Raw genomic sequence first — 19412 nt, 5'->3', positions numbered from 1 at the left:
TGTTGAGTATCCACTGTCAGAATCAGGATGTACAGGATGAAGACAGGTATTTTATCGCTATATAAATCACTTAAATCACTGAAAATGGTGGGTTAAGCTGTAGTTATTTATACCAGGAGTGCATTTTATGAAATTCAATCGTAGTCAAGTTAAAAAATACCTGCAATTAGCGGATTTTACATCGCTGTTTATTGAGGAATTAGGTTGGGATTATGCTGATATTTCTCCTATTTATCTATCTGTAAATGGGGAGAATTATACCATAAAAGCTATTTCCCAAAAACGTGGTTTAATGGTTTATCATTGTTTACCTGAAAATGGGATTTTACCCAACTCTCAAATTAGAAAAAAGATTGATATAGAAGTTACTAGTTATAGTCAAGAACATTTAATTATTTATACCGATAAAGGTCAAGAAAAACAAATTTGGCAATGGGTAAGACGCGAACCAGGAAAACCCGTCACTAGTCGAGAAAATCATTATTATATTCATCAGTCGGGGGAGGGTTTAATTCAAAAGTTAGAAACAATTTATATTAGTATTAAAGAGGAAGAAAATTTAACTTTATTAGAAGTTACTAAGAAGACTAAAAAAGCCTTTGATGTTGATAAAGTTACCAAGAAATTTTATGATCAATTCAAAAAGGAATATAAAACATTTTTAGATTTTATTGATGGTATTCCCGTGAAATTTGATCAAGAATGGTACGCTTCCTTAATGCTGAACCGTTTAATGTTCATTTACTTTATTCAACGTAAAGGTTTTTTAAATAATGATTTAGATTATTTGAGAACCAAATTAAATCAATGTCAAGAACACAAAGAAAATAATCAGTTTTACTCATTTTATCGTTATTTCCTGCTAAAATTATTTCATCAAGGTTTAGGAAATCAAAACAGAAATACCGAATTAGAAGCACTACTAGGAAAAGTTCCCTATTTAAACGGGGGTTTATTCACAGTCCATTATTTAGAACAAACCTATCCTCAAATTACAATTCCCGATACCGCTTTTACTCAAATATTCAACTTCTTTGATCAGTATAATTGGTATTTAGATGAAAGACCACTAAAAAATGATCATGAAATTAACCCTGATGTTTTAGGTTATATCTTTGAAAAGTACATTAACCAAAAACAAATGGGAGCATATTACACTAAAGAAGATATCACAGAATATATTAGTAAAAATTGCATTATTCCCTATTTATTTGATGCTGTCAAAAGTGAAAATTACGATTTTTGGAACTTATTAAAAGATTACCCAGAACGGTATATTTATGAAGCAGTCAAAACCGGAGTAAATTTACCATTACCAGAACATATTGCTAAAGGTTTAAATGATGTTTCTCAAAGACAGAATTGGAATCAACCAGCAGATGATAATTATGGTTTACCTACGGAAATTTGGAGAGAATATATTACTAGAAAAACCCGTTATTTAGAAATCAGAGAAAAGCTAGTTAATGGAGAAATTAATCATATCAATGATTTAATTACTTATAACTTGAATATTCGTCAATTTGCAGAAGATGTAATTAATAATTGTCAAGATCCGCAATTTTTATATAGTATCTATGACCAATTAGGTAAAATGTCAATTCTTGACCCTACTTGTGGGAGTGGAGCTTTTTTATTTGCTGCTTTGAATATTCTTGAACCTCTTTATGATGCTTGTTTAGAAAAAATGACCAGTTTTCTAGAGGATAATGATAACAATAATAAGAATAAGACTATCAAGCAATTTCGACAAATTTTAAATGATGTGAAATTTCATCATAACCAACGTTATTTCATTCTCAAAAAGATTATGTTAAATAATCTCTATGGGGTGGATATTATGGAGGAAGCGACAGAAATTTGTAAATTACGTTTATTTTTAAAACTAGTAGCACAGGTAACTCCTAATCATAGTTTACCTAATTATGGGATTGAACCTTTACCAGATATTGATTTTAATATTCGTGCGGGTAATAGTTTGGTGGGTTTTGCTAATTATGATCAGGTTAAAAAAGCCGTTGAAGGTTCTCAACAATTGAAGTTAGACTTGTTTAGTGATATGACAAGAATTGATGAGAAAGCAAAGCGAGTTAGTCAGGTTTATCAAACTTTTAGAGATATTCAAACTTCTACGGTTAATGGTAGTGATTTTACTGGTACTAAGCAACTTTTACAAGAGTCATTGGATAGTTTAAATGAGGAGTTGAATGAGTATTTAGCGCGGGAATATGGGATAGATGTTCAGAAGAAGCAGGAGTTGGAAAAGTGGAAATTATCTCATCGTCCTTTTCATTGGTTTGTGGAGTTTTATGGTATTATTAGTCGTGGGGGTTTTGATGTGATTATTGGTAATCCTCCTTATGTAGAATATAGTAAGGTCAAAAAGGATTATGAAATTAAAGGTTATCAAACAGAAAAATGTGGTAATTTGTATGGTTTAACTATCGAAAGAAGTGGTAATATTGCCATTAATAAAAGTTATATGGGAATGATTGTACAATTACCAATAGTTTGTACCGATAGAATGATATCTTTACAAGCTTATTTAATGCAATATTCGGATTATTTGTATTTTGCTAATTTTGATGATCGTCCTGGTAAACTGTTTGATGGTTTAGAACATATTAGAGCTACAATTGTAATTAGTCAACAAAATATTAATTGTCAAGATAAAAAAGTATATTCAACTAATTACATTCGTTGGTATTCAGAAACTAGAAATATTTTATTTCATAATATAAGCTATCAAAATATTACTAATTATTTGCTAAAAGGTTCTATTCCTAAAATTAATGATGGTTTGGGTTTATCCATTTTCAATAAAATTAGTAATTATCAAAAAATAAGTTTAAATTTTCTCAAAAATTCTGATTATATAGCTTATTTTCATAATGCTCCTCAATATTGGATAAGAACTATAAATTTTATCCCTTATTTTTGGAATGAAAAGGAAGGAAATAAAATATCATCACAGGTTAAACCAATATATTTAAAAACAGAATTAGATAGTTTAACTGTAGTAGCTATCTTAAATAGTTCTTTATTTTATTGGTGGTTTATTATTTTATCTGATTGTCGTCATTTAAACATGAGAGAAATAGAAAATTTCCCTGTAGGTTTAGATAAAATGTCTACAGATATTAAAAACCAACTGATAACATTAACAGATAAATTAATGAAAGATTTCCAGAAAAATTCATTTCGCAAAGAAGCATCATACAAAACCACTGGTAAGGTAATTTATGATGAGTATTATCCCAAATTATCCAAACCTATCATAGATGAAATAGATAAAATATTAGCAGAACATTATGGACTTACAGAAGCAGAATTAGACTTTATTATCAACTATGATATAAAATATCGCATGGGTAAAGAACTAGAAGAAGACGATAATTGATAATTAATATAACTTTTCCTAGTATAATGAAGTACAAAACTATCTGCGTTTATCTGCGTTTATCTGCGTTCAATTCATACTTATATAAAATTACTAGTCAAGTAATTTACAAACAATTAGGAGATAAAGATAATTAACAATTGATAAAAGTGTTATAATATGTAAATTAACAACAGGAGTAAACTTTATGACTGTAAAAGAACTTATTCAAGCAGAAATTGACAAAATACCAGAAGAAGAACTGAATAACCTTTATCAGTGGATAAAAGAATTTACAGATAAAATAAATCATGTAAAAAAAGGAATTATATCATCCCCAGAAAAACATCTCTCTAATTCTTACCCTTATCATGATTTAGATTATCTTGCGGGAACATGGAGTGAAGAAGATGAAATTGAATTTTTACTTAATACTAAACAATTTAATGAAATAGATCAAAAATTATGGCTATAAAATCAATTTTAATAGATACAAATGCTTATACTGCTTTTAAACGTCATCAAAATGAAGCAGTTGAAATAATTGAAAATGTAGATATTATTGCCATAAATACAATCATTATAGGAGAATTATTAGGAGGTTTTGCTTTAGGAAATAAACAAGAAACTAACCGTTATGAATTAGAAAAATTTTTAGAATCTAGTAGAATAAAAATATTTCCTATAGATGAAAAAACATCAGAATATTATGCTATAATTTACCATCAATTAAGAAAAAAAGGTAAACCTATACCTACTAATGATATTTGGATCGCAGCTACAGCAATTCAACATGATTTAATCTTATTTACTTATGATAGTGATTTTCAACATATAGAAAATTTAAAATTAGGTAGTTGTTTAGCAGATTTTATTTAGGACTATAATAGCGAATAAAGTTTTTAAAACATCTCAGCATAATTAAAAGTGATGACAATTAAAGAGATAATTAACACAAAAAATAATAAAATATTAATAGATAAAATCACTAAGAAATTTTATGAAAACTTCAAGAAAGAATATAAAACATTTTTAGATTTTATTGATGGTATTCCCGTGAAATTTGATCAAGAATGGTACGCTTCCTTAATGCTGAACCGTTTAATGTTCATTTACTTTATTCAACGTAAAGGTTTTTTAAACAATGATTTAGATTATTTGAGAACCAAATTAAATCAATGTCAAGAACACAAAGAAAATAATCAGTTTTACTCATTTTATCGTTATTTCCTGCTAAAATTATTTCATCAAGGTTTAGGAAATCAGAACAGAAATACCGAATTAGAAGCACTTTTAGGAAAAGTTCCCTATTTAAACGGGGGTTTATTCACAGTCCATTATTTAGAACAAACCTATCCTCAAATTACAATTCCCGATACCGCTTTTACTCAAATATTCAACTTCTTTGATCAGTATAATTGGTATTTAGATGAAAGACCACTAAAAAATGATCATGAAATTAACCCTGATGTTTTAGGTTATATCTTTGAAAAGTACATTAACCAAAAACAAATGGGAGCATATTATACTAAAGAAGATATCACAGAATATATTAGTAAAAATTGTATTATTCCCTATTTATTTGATGCTGTCAAAAGTGAAAATTACGATTTTTGGAACTTATTAAAAGATTACCCAGAACGCTATATTTATGAAGCAGTGAAAACCGGAGTAGATTTACCATTACCAGAACATATTGCTAGAGGTTTAAATGATGTTTCTCAAAGACAGAATTGGAATCAACCAGCAGATGATAATTATGGTTTACCTACGGAAATTTGGAGAGAATATATTACCAGAAAAACCCGTTATTTAGAAATCAGAGAAAAGCTAGTTAATGGAGAGGTTAAGAATATCAATGATTTAATTACTTATAACTTGAATATTCGTCAATTTGCAGAAGATGTCATTAATAATTGTCAAGATCCGCAATTTTTATATAGTATCTATGACCAATTAGGTAAAATGTCAATTCTTGACCCTACTTGTGGGAGTGGGGCTTTTTTATTTGCTGCTTTGAATATTCTTGAACCTCTTTATGATGCTTGTTTAGAAAAAATGACCAGTTTTCTAGAGGATAATGATAACAATAATAAGAATAAGACTATCAAGCAATTTCAACAAATTTTAAATGATGTGAAATTTCATCATAACCAACGTTATTTTATTCTCAAAAAGATTATGTTAAATAATCTCTATGGGGTGGATATTATGGAGGAAGCGACGGAAATTTGTAAATTACGTTTATTTTTAAAACTAGTAGCACAGGTAACTCCTAATCATAGTTTACCTAATTATGGGATTGAACCTTTACCAGATATTGATTTTAATATTCGTGCGGGTAATAGTTTGGTGGGTTTTGCTAATTATGATCAGGTTAAAAAAGCCGTTGAAGGTTCTCAACAATTTATAGAAGTTTATGAAACTTTTAAAATAATGCAAACTTGTAATCAAACTTATAAAAATAAACAAATGATACAAGAAACTTTAAATATTTTAAATGAGGATTTGAATGAGTATTTAGCGCGGGAATATGGGATAGATGTTAAGAAGAAGCAGGAGTGGGAAAAGTGGAAATTATCTCATTGTCCTTTTCATTGGTTTGTGGAGTTTTATGGTATTATTAGTCGTGGGGGTTTTGATGTGATTATTGGTAATCCTCCTTATGTGGAATATAGTAAGGTCAAAAAGGATTATGAAATTAAAGGTTATCAAACAGAAAAATGTAATGATTTATATTCATTCTTAATAGAAAGAAGTATTTATATTTCTCATCAAAAAAGCTGGTTAGGAATGATTATTCCAATATCTTTTGTTAGTACAAATGGATTTGATTTACTGCGTAATTTAGTACAAATAAATTATGTAAAAACTTGGATAAGCACTTATGCAATGCGTCCATCTAAGCTATTTGAAAATGTAGATAAACATTTATGTATTTGTATTGGAAAAAAAAGTTTAATAAGTTTACAAAAAAGTATAAGCAATAATTTGGTATATTCTAGTAAATATTATCGGTGGTATCATGAAGAAAGAAATTATCTTTTTCAACTCTTGAAATATGTTATTATTCCAGAACATTTATTTTACTTAACCTCTATTCCAAAATTTGGAACAATTTTAGAGATTAGCGTTTTTGAGAAAGTTATTAAAGAACAAAAAACATTAGGTGAACAAACAAGTCAAAATGGTAAGTATTCTTTATATCATACTAGAAAATTAAGATATTTTTTACAATTCCTTAATCAACCACCAACAATCATAAATTCTCTAGGGAAAACACAAACAACTTCTGAGTTAAAAACAATAAATTTTGATTTAGAAATTAATTGTAATGCTGTTTTATCTGTTTATTTATCCTCGTTATTTTTCTGGTATTTTTTATCTTTATCAGATTGTAGAAATGTTAATAAACGGGAAGTCAACGGATTTTTGTTTAATTTAAACAAAGTGAGTAATAGTATTAAACTTTCATTATCAGAACTTGCTCAACAATTAATGTTAGATTTACAAAAAAACTCAATCATGAAAGATATTAATTATGTCAAGCAAGGTATATTAAAAGTTCAGTTCTTTTCTCCCAAATTATCCAAACCTATCATAGATGAAATAGATAAGATATTAGCAGAACATTATGGATTTACAGAAGCAGAATTAGACTTTATCATCAACTATGATATAAAATATCGCCTGGGTAAAGAACTAGAAGAAGATGATGATTAAATATCAGCTACCGAAATGCTAAAATCAGTGTAATGGTCTAAATGTCTGTCCCACTTATAGTACAAATGTATACATTATCACCCATTATCCTTTGCGGGTAACGCTTTTTTTCATAGGTTTTGCTTGTTAATCTCAAGTTAGTTAATCAAAAATTTACTAAAAAAGGAACTCGTAAATGATTATTGTCATGAAGGTTGGTTCCCCCCAGGAAGAAATAAATCGCATTACTACAGAATTATCTAGCTGGGGACTAACTCCAGAAAAAATTATTGGTCAACATAAGGTGGTCATTGCTTTAGTTGGGGAAACCGCTGATTTAGACCCCCCCCGTATTCAAGAATTGAGTCAATGGATTGAACAAGTATTACGAGTGGAAGTACCCTATAAACGGGCTAGTCGTCAATTCCGTCATGGAGAAGCTTCTGAGGTGGTGGTAAATACTCCTCAAGGAGATGTGGTGTTTGGTGAACATCATCCTTTGGTGGTTGTGGCTGGACCGTGTTCGGTGGAAAATGAGGAGATGATTGTGGAAACGGCGCTGCGGGTAAAGGCTGCGGGGGCTAAGTTTTTGCGAGGTGGAGCCTATAAACCCCGCACGTCACCCTATGCTTTTCAAGGTCATGGTGAAAGCGCTTTGGAATTGTTAGCTACAGCCCGGAAAGTTAGCGGTTTGGGGATTATTACCGAGGTTATGGATACGGAAGATTTGGAGAAAATTGGCCAAGTCGCAGATGTGATTCAGGTGGGGGCGAGAAATATGCAGAATTTCTCCATGCTCAAAAAAGTGGGAGCGCAACCTAAACCCGTGCTGTTAAAACGCGGTATGGCTGCAACCATTGAGGATTGGTTAATGGCGGCTGAGTATATTTTAGCAGCGGGTAATCCTCATGTAATTTTGTGTGAACGGGGAATTAGAACTTTTGACCGTCAATATACCCGCAATACTCTAGATTTATCGGTTGTGCCGGTGTTGCGGAAACTCACCCATTTACCAATTATGATTGATCCTAGTCATGGTGTGGGTTGGTCCGAATTTGTCCCTGCTATGGCCATGGCGGCGATCGCTGCGGGTACGGACGCGCTTATGATTGAAGTTCACCCCAACCCAGCCAAAGCGTTATCCGATGGACCCCAATCTTTAACACCGGACGCTTTTGATCAATTAATGTCAGAATTGGCGGTAATTGGTCAAGCGGTCGGTCGTTGGCCGAACCAAAAAAGCTAAAGGATGCTAACAAGAGTCGGCTCTATGTAAAGACGTTCCATGGAACGTCTCTACCACGGTCAACTTGACTTCATGGATAACCTTGTCAGGGAACGAAAAAACTTTTTCAGCACTTATTTCAGCACTATTTCAGCACTATTTCAGCAAGCCTTAATTAAAAATGCTTGAATCTTGTTTATAAAATCAACTAATCCTAGTACCAATTCATAAGCACCGACAAAACTCTGTTTGCGACTAAGTTGTTCTAGTTCTTCTGCAATTTTCCGCATGGCTGTAGCACCAACATTACCACTAGAACCTTTAAGATGATGAGCTTCCCTGGCCAGTTGAGGAAAGTCATTAACGGTAATTGCGGCTTTAATTCCCTCTACATGAAATAGGCTATCTTCCACAAAAACTTTTAATATTTCTAACTCAAATTCTGGATCATTGTCTGAGATTTGATGTAGATGTTCCCAATCAATTGGTAAATCTGTTAACGGATTATTTGTTATTAAAACTGCTGGCTCAGGGTCAGGAATAGTCACTAGTCGTCCTGCCATAATTCTGGAACTCCAAAGCTCTAATAATGTTGCTAATTTATCCTTAGTAATTGGTTTGCTAAAATAGTCATCCATACCAGCATCTAAACAACTCTGTTGATCCTCCTTCATAGCATTAGCAGTAATAGCAATAACTATAGGTTGTCGGTGATTAACAAATGAACTTATTGGCCGAGAACGAATTACTTTTGTAGTTTTTAAACCATCGAGAATTGGCATTTGACAGTCCATCAAAATTAAATCATAGGCAATGTTATCCAACATTTCCAAAACTTCTTGGCCATTGGCAACGATATCAGCTTTATAGCCTAAACTGTGGAGTTGCTTGAGGATAACTTTTTGATTAACTGGATTATCTTCTGCTACGAGCAATTTTAACTTTGATTTTGTCGAATCAGGTATCTTTTCATCCAACACAGTTATAGAAGATTGCTCAATTTTAGAAGATTGGAAATTATCTAATTTTGCTTGGTTTCCTAAAATATCCATGATAGTATCTAGCAAGCGAGAAGGCTTTATTGGTTTAACTAAATAACTAATAAATCCTATGTTGATTGCTTTTTTCGATTCATCCTTTTGATTACTAGAAGTCAATAGAACTAAAGGAATATTGCTAATGGCAGAATTAGCCTTAATTTGTGATCCCAGCGTTAGACCATCTATCACTGGCATTTGCATATCAATGAGAACAATATCATAGGGGTGATTTTCGGTAGCAGCCTTTTGTAAAGCTGCAAGACCAGTATTTGCACAAGCCGCTTCATCTACCAACATTCCCCAATGAGTAGCTTGATGATAAATAATTCTCCGGTTAGTGCCATTGTCATCTATTACCAACAACCGCTTGTTAGTCAATATATCAAGCTCCAAAATCTGACAAGAAGGCTGGTTTTGCTTCATAAAAGGTAGCTCAAACCAAAACTGAGATCCTTTACCCATCTGACTTTTTACGCCAATTTTTCCACCCATTAAACTTACCAATTGTTGACAAATTGCCAATCCCAAACCTGTGCCACCATATTGACGGGTAATAGAAGCATCAACTTGGCTAAATGCTTGAAAAAGTTTGTTTTGATCTTGAAGACTAATACCAATTCCTGTATCTATAATAGTAAAGTTGAGAATGACTAGATCCTGAGTTTCTGACTTCAATTCTACTTCTAATAATACCTCTCCTTCTTTGGTAAATTTAATAGCATTACCAATTAAATTCATGATAATTTGTCGTAAGCGGCCAACATCTCCCGTCAGATATTTATAGACATTCTGTTGTACCAGTGTGGCAATTTCTAGTCCCTTTTGATGTGCTTGAGGAGCTAATAAATCTAGCACTTCTTCCAGACAATTACAAAGATCGAAATCTATGCTTTCGATGATCATTTCTCCAGCTTCAAGTTTGGATAAGTCTAAAATCTCGTTAATCAGAGATAAAAGAGCATCCCCACTCACGCGAACTATTTCTAAAAAATCTTTTTGTTCTGGGTTGAGAGGAGTTTCTAATAATAAACCAGTCATGCCCAAAATGCCATTCATGGGGGTGCGAATTTCATGACTCATATTCGCTAAAAAACTACTTTTGGACAGAGATGCTAACTCAGCTTGATGACGAGCAATTTCCAGTTCTCGTCTTTGCAGAATTTCCGCTTGCAGCAATTTAGCTTGAGCTAAAGCAATACCTATTTGATCAGATAAAGACTTGAGAAATTCTGTTTCCCAGTTAGTCCATTGACGGGGTTGGGTGCAATGATGAGCAATTAGTAAACCCCAAAATTCATCTTTGAGAAAAATAGGAACAACCAGGTTAGCTTTGACATTAAACTTTTGTAATAGTTCGACGTGACAAGACCGAATGTTAGCTTTCTCAATATCATTAATCACACCAATCCATCCTTGAGTATATTTCTCGATGTAATTTTTTGTCAAGCAAGGCTCAACAATATTTGTCCCCATAACAACTGGAATACCGGGAATTAATGCTTCTTTCCGCGCTGTTAAAGAGCCATCGGCCAACAACTCTAGAATTACTACACGGTCAGTTTTCAACAGTTTTTGTACTTCTGTAACACTCGTTTGCAGAATATCATCTATCTGCAAAGAACCGCGAATTTTTAAAGTAATATCAGCTAATAATTGCGATCGCAAGTTGAAGTATTTTAGTTCTTCCTCGGCTTCTTTGCGTTTACTGATATCACGGCCTACACAAATGAATCCTCCATCTTTCAACTTTGTCAGAGACATTTCTGCGGCAAAGTTACTGCTATCTTTTCTCTGAGCAATTGTTTCTCCATGCCAGTAACCTTGTTTCATTAGTTCAGGAAATATCTTTTTTTCAAACAATTTAACCTGCTCTTGTTCATAAACTTGTTGCCAATTTTTTCCTAGCAATTCCGTGGCATGACTATAGCCAAATATATTCACGTAAGAGCTATTGAGATAAAGATAATTACCCTGTTTATCAACAATACTAATGCCATCACTGGTCGCTTCTACTGCTGCTAATTGCCGTTTTAGAGACTCTTCAGCTTGTTTGCGTTCAGTGATATCTATGCCGGTACAAACAATAAATTCAATTTCACCATTTTCATTTGAAACCGTTCTATTTGACCAATTAATTAGCCGCAGATTTCCGTCTTTTATGCGCCAATAGTTTTCATATTCTTTTAACCCTTTACTTGATTTAATTTTTTCAAAAATAGATTGTGCCGTTCGACGGCGTTTCGGTTCTGTAAATACGTTCCAAAAGCATTGATTTCTAACTTCATTGTAAGAATAACCCGTGGTTTCTTCACAAGCTCGATTAAATCCAATAATTTCCCCTTCTGGGTTAAGAACTATCACTAAAGCATTAACTGTATCTAATACCGTTGAGAGAAGCAAACTATCTAAATTACGCCGCCATTCTAATTGTTGCATGACTTGGCGACCTAAAATATTTAATGCCTCTATCTGTTGTGGTGCGAGTTCTCTTGGTATGTCATCGAGAACACACAGCGCTCCTAAGCCATAACCTTCATCATTAATTAGGGGTATGCCCGCATAAAAACGGATATTGGGATCTGATGTCACCAAAGGGTTATTCACAAATCTTGGATCTAAAGTAGCATCGGGAATGATCATGGGATCTGGTTGCTGGATAGCATGATTGCAAAAACCAATACTACGGGGTGTTTCTGATGCTTCTAGCCCAATTTTAGATTTAAACCATTGGCGGTCTGTATCAACTAAGGTCATTACGGCCATGGGAGTTGCACAAATAAAAGAAGCTAAACGGGTAATATCATCAAACTCCCGTTCGGACTGAGTATCAAGAATTCTGTACTGTAAAAGTGCTTCAATTCTTCCAGCTTCGTCATTGCGTAATAATGCTTTCATATTTAAAATTTACCCCTAGTTAAAAGTGTTGTGATTTTGGCTATTTTGAGTATGTAGACGTAAAAACACCAAAATGTCTAACAATATCTACGTAAATTTGGCTGATGCGTTATTTTACTTATTCACCACTTACCTACTGATAGCGAAGCGCTGCTGCAAGCAGATCAAGAAAATTCAGGATTTTTATACTTTATTTCTTGCTTCTGGGTATTATATTATAGGCAAAATAGCAAAAGTGCTGAATATTAAGAAAAATTTTCAACTCTGATCCTAAAATACATTATGATTTAGACTGAGTAGGTATGCCTAAGATTATCGGTATATGTTCAGCCTTGTAAACCAAGTCAGGACTCCAGGAAAAGTGTGGGGCGGGGAAATTGCCCCTCTGAATAAACTCAATGCCTCACGTACTCCATTACAGAGAAGAGTTTAAACCCTACAAAGAAATATCTAGTTTCTGTTCTAGAACCAAGTAGTTAAATAACCGAAAGTAACCATATACTGTGCATAACAATACAATTACAACAAACAATCCTCCTGTATCCTGGCGCTATGATCCCACGCTCTACGGAAACCGAGATCTAAGGATTGATTTTCTCCGGGGCATTGCCATTGTTTCCATGGTATTCAATCATTTAGAAAGTTCTTCTTATTTCAGTGCTATCAACAGGGGACATATTTACGCCAGTGCGGCCGAAGGATTCGTATTTCTCTCTGGGCTAGTATTAGGAATGGTGACATTGGGGCGTATCAATAAAGTTGGCTTTTCTGAAGCCATGAAAAAACTGTTAGAGCGTTCTGGAAAACTTTATCTCACCAGTCTCATTTTAATGTCTGTCCTGGGTTTATTAAGTATAATTGCCCCCGGTTGGACCCGTCCTGCCTTTGATTTTGCGCCTGGGACTTGGTGGCAAATCTTACTAGCGGCAGCTACATTCCATTTAGCACCACCTGTCATTGACATTTTGCAACTGTATGTATTGCTGTTGCTGTTTTCCCCCGCCATTTTCTGGATGTTAAGGAAGGGCTTTTGGTTGCCTGTTTTGGCTATTTCCTGGACATTTTGGAGTATCCAACAATTACATCCTTATGCCTTGAGTTTCCATCCTTTAGACAGAGAACATCCTTACTTTGCCTTAGCTGGTTGGCAAATTTTATACGTGCATGGGGTATTAGCAGGTTATTATCGTCAAAAACTACAACAATTATGGGGAAAAATACCGAAAATCCCCCTAGTCTTATGCTTAGTATTAATCGTCATTGGCTCAATTATAACCGCACATTATGATATTCAGCTTGGTGTTTGGCCAGCCAAATTCTCAGATAGAGTTGCTTGGTTAGCATGGACAGACCGCAGTCGGGTGGGTTTTTTACGTTTAATTAATCACATCGGTTTCTTCCCTTTGCTGTACATGATTGTGGATACATTTTGGCAACCGTTGCATAAAATTCTGGGGAAACTGTTGATTAGTTTGGGTCAAAACTCCTTGTACGTCTATATTGTTCACGTTCCAGTCACAGTGATTTGGTTTTTAATTCCGGCTTTAGTTGATGGTAATCCCATAGTCACTACTATTGCTCAGGCTGTAGCTGTGGGCTGCTTCTGGTGGCTGGTGAAAAAAGAAGTGTTGTTTAATATTATCCCCCGCTAACCATGACACAAGATACAACTATCAATCCTACTCCGATCCAACCTAGTTTATTAAAACAAACTATTATCGCTGCGGCGATCGCTTTAGTTGGTTTTGGATTGCATAAAGGAATACAATGGCGTGAGACTAACATTCTCCCAATTCCAGTGACTTCCGTTGGTCAAAATCGGCTGAATGCAGAAGATATACAATTAGCCCGTACAGCTTGGCGCTATTTCGAGAAAAATCGGTTATCCACGGGTTTAGTTTCTTCTGCTGCGGACTTTCCCAGTACAACAATGTGGGACGTGGGTAGTCAGTTAGCTGGTATGGTGGCAGCACGGGAATTAGGCTTGCTCAAGCCAGCAGAATTTGATAAATGGATAGAGGAAATATTGGCCACCTTAGCCAAAATACCTTTGTACCGGAATGAGTTACCAAACAAAGCCTATAACGCGAAAACTTTAATCCCGGTTAACTACGGCAAGTTGGCAGAACCTGAAGAAATTGGGTTTTCGGCCATTGATTTAGCACGACTAGTGCAATGGCTAGATATCATCGAAACTCGATACCCTAAACACGCTGCGGCCAGTAAAGCCGTCACGGCTCGTTGGCAGTTAAAGCGGTTACTCAAGAATGGACAGCTAATGGGGACAAGTATTAAAAATGGTAAAGAAACCTGGAACCAAGAAGGACGGCTAGGTTATGAACAATATGCAGCCTATAGATTACAAAAAATTGGGATTGTAGCCCCCAAAGCACTCGATACCAAAGCCGAAACTCAGTTTGTCAATGTTATGGGTGTGGAACTACCAGCGGATAAACGCAGCACCTATCATAATTATGTCACTAGTGAACCCTATATTTTGGATGGGTTGGAAAGTGGTTTTCAGGCTTTACCTGCGGAATATGCAGCCAAGTTACTCCAAGTTCAACAACGTCGCTATCAAGCTACCAATCAACTCACCGCTTGGTCTGAGGATAATTTAGATCGGGAGCCTTGGTTTGTCTACAATTGTATTTTTGTCAATGGTCAACCTTGGAAAAGTATAGACTCATCTGGTAAAGATGCTTTTGTTTATCGGGGTAGTAGTGTTAAAGCCGCAATAGGCTGGAATATGCTGTTTCAAACTCCCTATACAGAAAGACTTTATAAGGGTATGCGCTGGCTGGCTGACCCAACTCGTGGCGTTTTTGCAGGTTTTTATGAGGAAACTCAAGAACCAAATCGAGCTTTGACTGTGAATACTAACGGTATAGTGTTAGAAGCAATACTATATCGTCGTGTGGGCAAACCCTTGACAGTTTGGGCTAAAGAAAAACAACCCTAATCATCGGATAGGGCTTGCTGATAGCCTGCGTGGCGTAGCCATAAAAGTTGCCTGTGAGGGCAGGGAACAGGGAACAGGGAACAGGGAACAGGGAACAGGGAACAAGGAACAGAAATGGGGGCTTAGGGAGAGATATTTTGCGTAAGTCCTGACTTAAAAAAACTAGACAAGAAAAAACTTTCAATTATATTACAAATTACCAATTACCAATTACCAATTCCATGATGAATTCTGATTTTGAGCCACCATCAAAAAAACTATCTTTTCTTGCTACCTTTGGCGGAGTTATAACCGCTGTAATTGCAATTATAGGTTTCAATTCTTTGTCAAAGTATTTAACTATAAATACTGATAATATTAGCAAGCTGAATACTAAATTAACAATTGTAGCAGGTAAACCCATTGCCGCTGCGGAATTGACAACCGCCAAAAGACCCTATATTGCGCCAGGAAGTGGGACATTAACTACAGAGGAAACTGCAATGGCGCGTCAAGCTTGGTTATACTTCCAACGTAATTGGAACGATCAAACTGGTTTAGTTAATTCTGTAAATAATTTTCCCTCTGTTACTATGTGGGACCAAGCCGCTGCTATGGCTGCTTTGGTCAGTGCTAAAGAACTTAATATCATTACCGTAGAAGAGTTTGAGAGCAAAATGAGTCAGATGTTAAAAACTCTAGCGTCTATGCCTTTGTATAAAGGAGAATTACCGAATAAAGTCTATAATTCAAAAACATTGATACCTGTAAATTATGGTCAATTAGATAAACGAGAAGAAATTGGTTGGTCTGCTTTGGATTTAGGACGTTTAGCTATATGGCTGAATATTGTTGGTACAAAATATCCCAAAATGCGATCGCCAACGGAAGCTGTCTGGAAACATTGGCAAATTAAGCGCTTGGTTAAAAACGGGCAAATGTACGGTACTTCTGTTATTGCTGGTCAAGAACAGTATACCCAGGAAGGGCGTTTAGGTTATGAAAATTACGGAGCTTATGGGTTAAAACTCTGGGGTTTAGATGTCAAAAAAGCCTTAGATTATACATCCAATACAGACTTTGTAGACCTCTACGGGCAGGGTGTTCCTTATGATCGACGGGATTATCAAAATTCAGGTGCAAATAATTATGTTCTCAGCGAACCTTATATTTTAGATGGCATTGAAACCGGATTTCAAGCTTTACCTAAAGCATTCTCAGACCGAATTTTAGCCGCTCAAGAAGCTCGTTATCAAACAACTAAATTTTTAACTGCTGTCACGGAAGATAATTTAGATCGCGCTCCTTACTTTGTTTATAGTAGCTTATTTGTGAATGGAGAACCTTGGGCAACCATCACAGCAACAGGGAAAAAATATGATGATCTACGTTTTCTCAGTGCTAAAGCCGCCGTAGGTTGGCACGTCCTTTATAATACTGCTTACACAGACAAATTATTTAATTTTGTGCAAACTCAACTCAAATCTGATCAAGGTTGGTACAACGGGTTTTATGAGTCTTTAAATCAGCCAAATAAAGCTCTTACTGCCAATAATAATGGTGTAATTTTAGAAAGCTTGCTGTATAAAAAAGTTGGTAAACCTCTCACGGTTTGGGCTGGAATAAAAGAGTAAAGTAAAAGTTTATTTTGATGCTGTGAAATTCGATAATTTATGATTTCGATTTCCCTGCTTTTACTTTTTTAAACTTTTAAAATCTTGGGTTGTCAGTAAAAAAACAGGTCAAAATTTTATCTGTAATTGGCCTGTTAATGTCTGATTATTATACAGACTTTCCCCAGTCATGAGATTGTGAGACTTACCTAAACTATAACCTAAATCTAAAGCTATATTTGGTGATATTTTGACTGTACAGCGAGTTTGATAGCCAGTACCTCCACTTTTACTACCATTAACTCTTTGTCTTCCCAAGGTGGTATTTAAGCGACAATTTAAAAAAGGAAAAATGTTTTTTCCCCATCCGATTTCACCGTTATAAACTAGAGAAGATTCTGGAGAAAAATAGCCACTACTTTCTTGGCGATCGCTTGTATACTTCCAAGCGAAAACATTACCAGCAAACCAAAATTCACCCCACTTATGTTCCAAGCGATTAAAAATCTGTTGCTCAAAATTACCATCATTATATAAACCCACACGATAGGAGCCAAAAAAGCTAGTATTAGGGTCAATTTGCCAAAAAGTATTGAAACCAGAGCGTATAGCTGTAATTTGATTTTCCAGTGTTTTCACACTAGTTTTATAAAGACCTTGTTCTACGACTGCTGATAAAAATAAACCTGACTTGAGGCTATAATCTGGATTGAGTTTAACAGCAATTGGTCTATCTATCTGAGCATTGAAATTGAGAGCCATTGGTAAGCGATTAAATAGATCAATTCCTGCTCCTAATTTTAGAGTATATTTACCTGTTTTGCCTTCCCATCCGAACTGAAGGGGAATATTAGTAAGAGATGTAAATTTCGTTTGACTCAACTTATTAAAGGCAGTTTTCAATTTAATTTTCTCTCCATTGAATAACCGGAATTGAAAGACTGGTTCAATAATTTGATTCTTCTGCTGGGAACTATTCATGTCCGTACGAAACCCTGTTTGGATACTTTCCAAAACAAACGCTGGCTGCACAGGTGTAGTAGGAGTTGGTTGTGAAGTTGATTGTACTGTAGGAGTTGGTTGTGAAGTTGGTTGTACTGTAGGAGTTGGTTGTCTTTGCGGAGGAGATACTTGTTGGGAAGTTAACCTTAGCTGAGGATTGAAGTTTTCAGGTGCAGCAATTAATATTGGTATTGACTGCAAATTCTGAGGAAGAAAGCTGCTGTCAAAAACTATGTTTAAGTTTTCTAAAATACCAAAATTTGTAATTTGTGCGGTTAATTCTGGAAATGAGTTCAAGTTTTTATGTAGTGGGAAAAAAATAGAGGAATCTGTTTCTGTAATATCCCCGTTATTTTGGCGTGAATTTGGTACATTATCAACCACAGGAACGGGTTCTATCACAAGTGAGACTGAACCCCAATTTTCATCTAGTTGAATAGGAGCAGCAGATACAGACTTAATACCGGAACTAGTGATCATACTTATTGGAAAAAATAAATATAGTATTCGTTGTAGCAAGTTCACTGAGAGTAACATCTTACAAAACAGTTACGTAAGGGAAGAGAATGAATATTTTCATATTAATACCTCATATTAATACCTTTGCCAATTTATCAAAAATCGCCGTAATACCCCGTTCTTCATAAGACGGGGATATAAGGCGAGACAAAAATTAAACAGACTCTAAGTGATATTAAGTATAACTTAATCATGCAGAGTGTAGTTTGATTTTTGTTAATTAGGGTTTACTAATTCCCTAAGTTAGATTAAATTGGTATCAAGTCGAAAAGGAAAAATACCGTCAGTAACCCAGCCCTAAAGGGACTGGGCTTGCAAGAGTAATCAAGCAAGCCGTACTGACCAGACCACCCTGAGTTTACTCTCATGGTAGCCGTTATTTGAGTCACGACACCCTGGAATGCGTAGCTAGTTCCCTGCTCTGTCGCTGGCAATTAAACAGTTTTAAGGTAACAGAAACAGTGTTGCCAGCCTAACAAGCTCTTATAACAGGTCGAAGCTAACATTACCCCGCAAGGGAGTTGGTTTCCAGATTCCAATCAAAAATCTGGTTTCAATTTTAAGATTCACAGCGGTTAAAACCGCTCGTGCCGTTTCCCTCTCAGGGCTAAAGCCACTGAGTTTCCCACTTGCCGGGTATTCTTATGATTGTTTTAGAATTTAAAGCCAAAGGCACGAAACAACAGTTTCAAAATATTAACGAAGGTATACGAATAACCCAATTCATTCGGAATAAGTGTCTACGGTTTTGGATGGACAATCAAGGTGTGAAACCTTACGACTTAAACAAATATACTGCTGTTTTGGCTAATGAATTTGATTTTGCGGATAAATTAAATTCTATGGCTAGACAAGCAGCAGCCGAAAGAGCCGCATTCGCAATTAAAAGATTTTTTGATAATTGTCAAGCTAAAACTCCTGGAAAGAAAGGATATCCAAAGTTTCAAAAGAATAACCGTTCCATTGAATCCCACATTCCGCACCCTGAACTGTCACAGATCAAAAAAGCAGAGATAGTAGTACATAATAACTAACGATCAATTAAAGAGAAATAAGCTTAATGAGAATACATATCATTAAAAGGGGGGTGGTGTGA

Annotated in this window: 11 protein-coding genes; 9 read left to right on the top strand and 2 right to left on the bottom strand. The window is 34.9% G+C overall.

Features of this window, described 5'->3' with window-relative positions; all coding sequences use genetic code 11:
* Window positions 1-127 precede the first annotated feature (127 nt).
* The 5 genes from FFO06_RS12285 (at window position 128) to aroF (ending at window position 8327) form a co-directional block, all read left to right on the top strand.
* The gene (locus tag FFO06_RS12285; RefSeq protein WP_137908299.1) at window positions 128-3400 is read left to right on the top strand and encodes an Eco57I restriction-modification methylase domain-containing protein; all 3273 of its coding nucleotides are present in this window, start codon (window positions 128-130) and stop codon (window positions 3398-3400) included.
* A gap of 187 nt (window positions 3401-3587) precedes the next feature.
* Entirely contained in the window at window positions 3588-3854 is a 267-nt protein-coding gene (locus FFO06_RS12280) for a hypothetical protein (RefSeq protein ID WP_137908298.1), read from the top strand.
* Window positions 3845-4258, top strand: a complete 414-nt coding sequence (locus FFO06_RS12275) for a type II toxin-antitoxin system VapC family toxin (protein WP_137908297.1) — start codon at window positions 3845-3847, stop codon at window positions 4256-4258. The genes FFO06_RS12280 and FFO06_RS12275 overlap by 10 nt, the downstream gene beginning before the upstream one ends.
* A gap of 51 nt (window positions 4259-4309) precedes the next feature.
* Window positions 4310-7102, top strand: coding sequence for an Eco57I restriction-modification methylase domain-containing protein (locus FFO06_RS12270; RefSeq protein ID WP_162501195.1), 2793 nt, complete (start codon window positions 4310-4312; stop codon window positions 7100-7102).
* A gap of 175 nt (window positions 7103-7277) precedes the next feature.
* Window positions 7278-8327, top strand: coding sequence for a 3-deoxy-7-phosphoheptulonate synthase (aroF, locus tag FFO06_RS12265; protein ID WP_137908295.1), 1050 nt, complete (start codon window positions 7278-7280; stop codon window positions 8325-8327).
* Window positions 8328-8467: 140 nt separating this feature from the next.
* Here aroF and FFO06_RS12260 read toward each other — a convergent pair whose 3' ends face one another.
* On the bottom strand, window positions 8468-12241 hold the full coding sequence (locus FFO06_RS12260) for a response regulator (protein WP_137908294.1): 3774 nt from the start codon (window positions 12239-12241) through the stop codon (window positions 8468-8470).
* 503 nt (window positions 12242-12744) lie between these two features.
* Here FFO06_RS12260 and opgC point away from each other — a divergent pair.
* The 3 genes from opgC (at window position 12745) to FFO06_RS12245 (ending at window position 16816) form a co-directional block, all read left to right on the top strand.
* Window positions 12745-13893 carry an OpgC domain-containing protein gene (opgC, locus tag FFO06_RS12255; RefSeq protein ID WP_137908293.1) on the top strand — a complete coding sequence of 383 codons (1149 nt, stop codon included), beginning with the start codon at window positions 12745-12747 and terminating at the stop codon, window positions 13891-13893.
* A 2-nt stretch (window positions 13894-13895) separates the two neighbouring features.
* A complete protein-coding gene (locus tag FFO06_RS12250) occupies window positions 13896-15203 on the top strand; it encodes a DUF3131 domain-containing protein (protein WP_137908292.1) in 1308 nt (435 codons plus the stop codon).
* A 224-nt stretch (window positions 15204-15427) separates the two neighbouring features.
* The gene (locus FFO06_RS12245) at window positions 15428-16816 is read left to right on the top strand and encodes a DUF3131 domain-containing protein (RefSeq protein WP_137908332.1); all 1389 of its coding nucleotides are present in this window, start codon (window positions 15428-15430) and stop codon (window positions 16814-16816) included.
* 108 nt (window positions 16817-16924) lie between these two features.
* Here the strand turns inward: FFO06_RS12245 and FFO06_RS12240 are convergent, their stop codons facing one another.
* Window positions 16925-18277, bottom strand: a complete 1353-nt coding sequence (locus FFO06_RS12240) for a PT domain-containing protein (RefSeq protein WP_137908291.1) — start codon at window positions 18275-18277, stop codon at window positions 16925-16927.
* Between the two features lie 683 nt (window positions 18278-18960).
* Here FFO06_RS12240 and FFO06_RS12235 point away from each other — a divergent pair.
* On the top strand, window positions 18961-19350 hold the full coding sequence (locus FFO06_RS12235) for a hypothetical protein (RefSeq protein WP_201275452.1): 390 nt from the start codon (window positions 18961-18963) through the stop codon (window positions 19348-19350).
* Window positions 19351-19412 lie beyond the last annotated feature (62 nt).

The organism is Dolichospermum planctonicum, from assembly GCF_005402965.1.
GTDB classification, from domain to species: domain Bacteria; phylum Cyanobacteriota; class Cyanobacteriia; order Cyanobacteriales; family Nostocaceae; genus Dolichospermum; species Dolichospermum planctonicum.
The sequence above is the reverse complement of the archived record's forward strand: the minus strand, read 5'-3'. Positions and strand labels throughout refer to the sequence as shown.

Excerpts from the sequence above, each read along its gene's own strand:
- FFO06_RS12280 (WP_137908298.1), top strand. The coding sequence starts at position 3,588 with ATGACTGTAAAAGAACTTATTCAAGCAGAAATTGACAAAATACCAGAA.
- FFO06_RS12285 (WP_137908299.1), top strand. The coding sequence starts at position 128 with ATGAAATTCAATCGTAGTCAAGTTAAAAAATACCTGCAATTAGCGGAT.
- FFO06_RS12275 (WP_137908297.1), top strand. The coding sequence starts at position 3,845 with ATGGCTATAAAATCAATTTTAATAGATACAAATGCTTATACTGCTTTT.
- aroF (WP_137908295.1), top strand. The coding sequence starts at position 7,278 with ATGATTATTGTCATGAAGGTTGGTTCCCCCCAGGAAGAAATAAATCGC.
- FFO06_RS12250 (WP_137908292.1), top strand. The coding sequence starts at position 13,896 with ATGACACAAGATACAACTATCAATCCTACTCCGATCCAACCTAGTTTA.
- FFO06_RS12240 (WP_137908291.1), bottom strand. The coding sequence starts at position 18,277 with ATGATCACTAGTTCCGGTATTAAGTCTGTATCTGCTGCTCCTATTCAA.
- FFO06_RS12235 (WP_201275452.1), top strand. The coding sequence starts at position 18,961 with ATGATTGTTTTAGAATTTAAAGCCAAAGGCACGAAACAACAGTTTCAA.
- FFO06_RS12270 (WP_162501195.1), top strand. The coding sequence starts at position 4,310 with ATGACAATTAAAGAGATAATTAACACAAAAAATAATAAAATATTAATA.
- FFO06_RS12245 (WP_137908332.1), top strand. The coding sequence starts at position 15,428 with ATGAATTCTGATTTTGAGCCACCATCAAAAAAACTATCTTTTCTTGCT.
- FFO06_RS12260 (WP_137908294.1), bottom strand. The coding sequence starts at position 12,241 with ATGAAAGCATTATTACGCAATGACGAAGCTGGAAGAATTGAAGCACTT.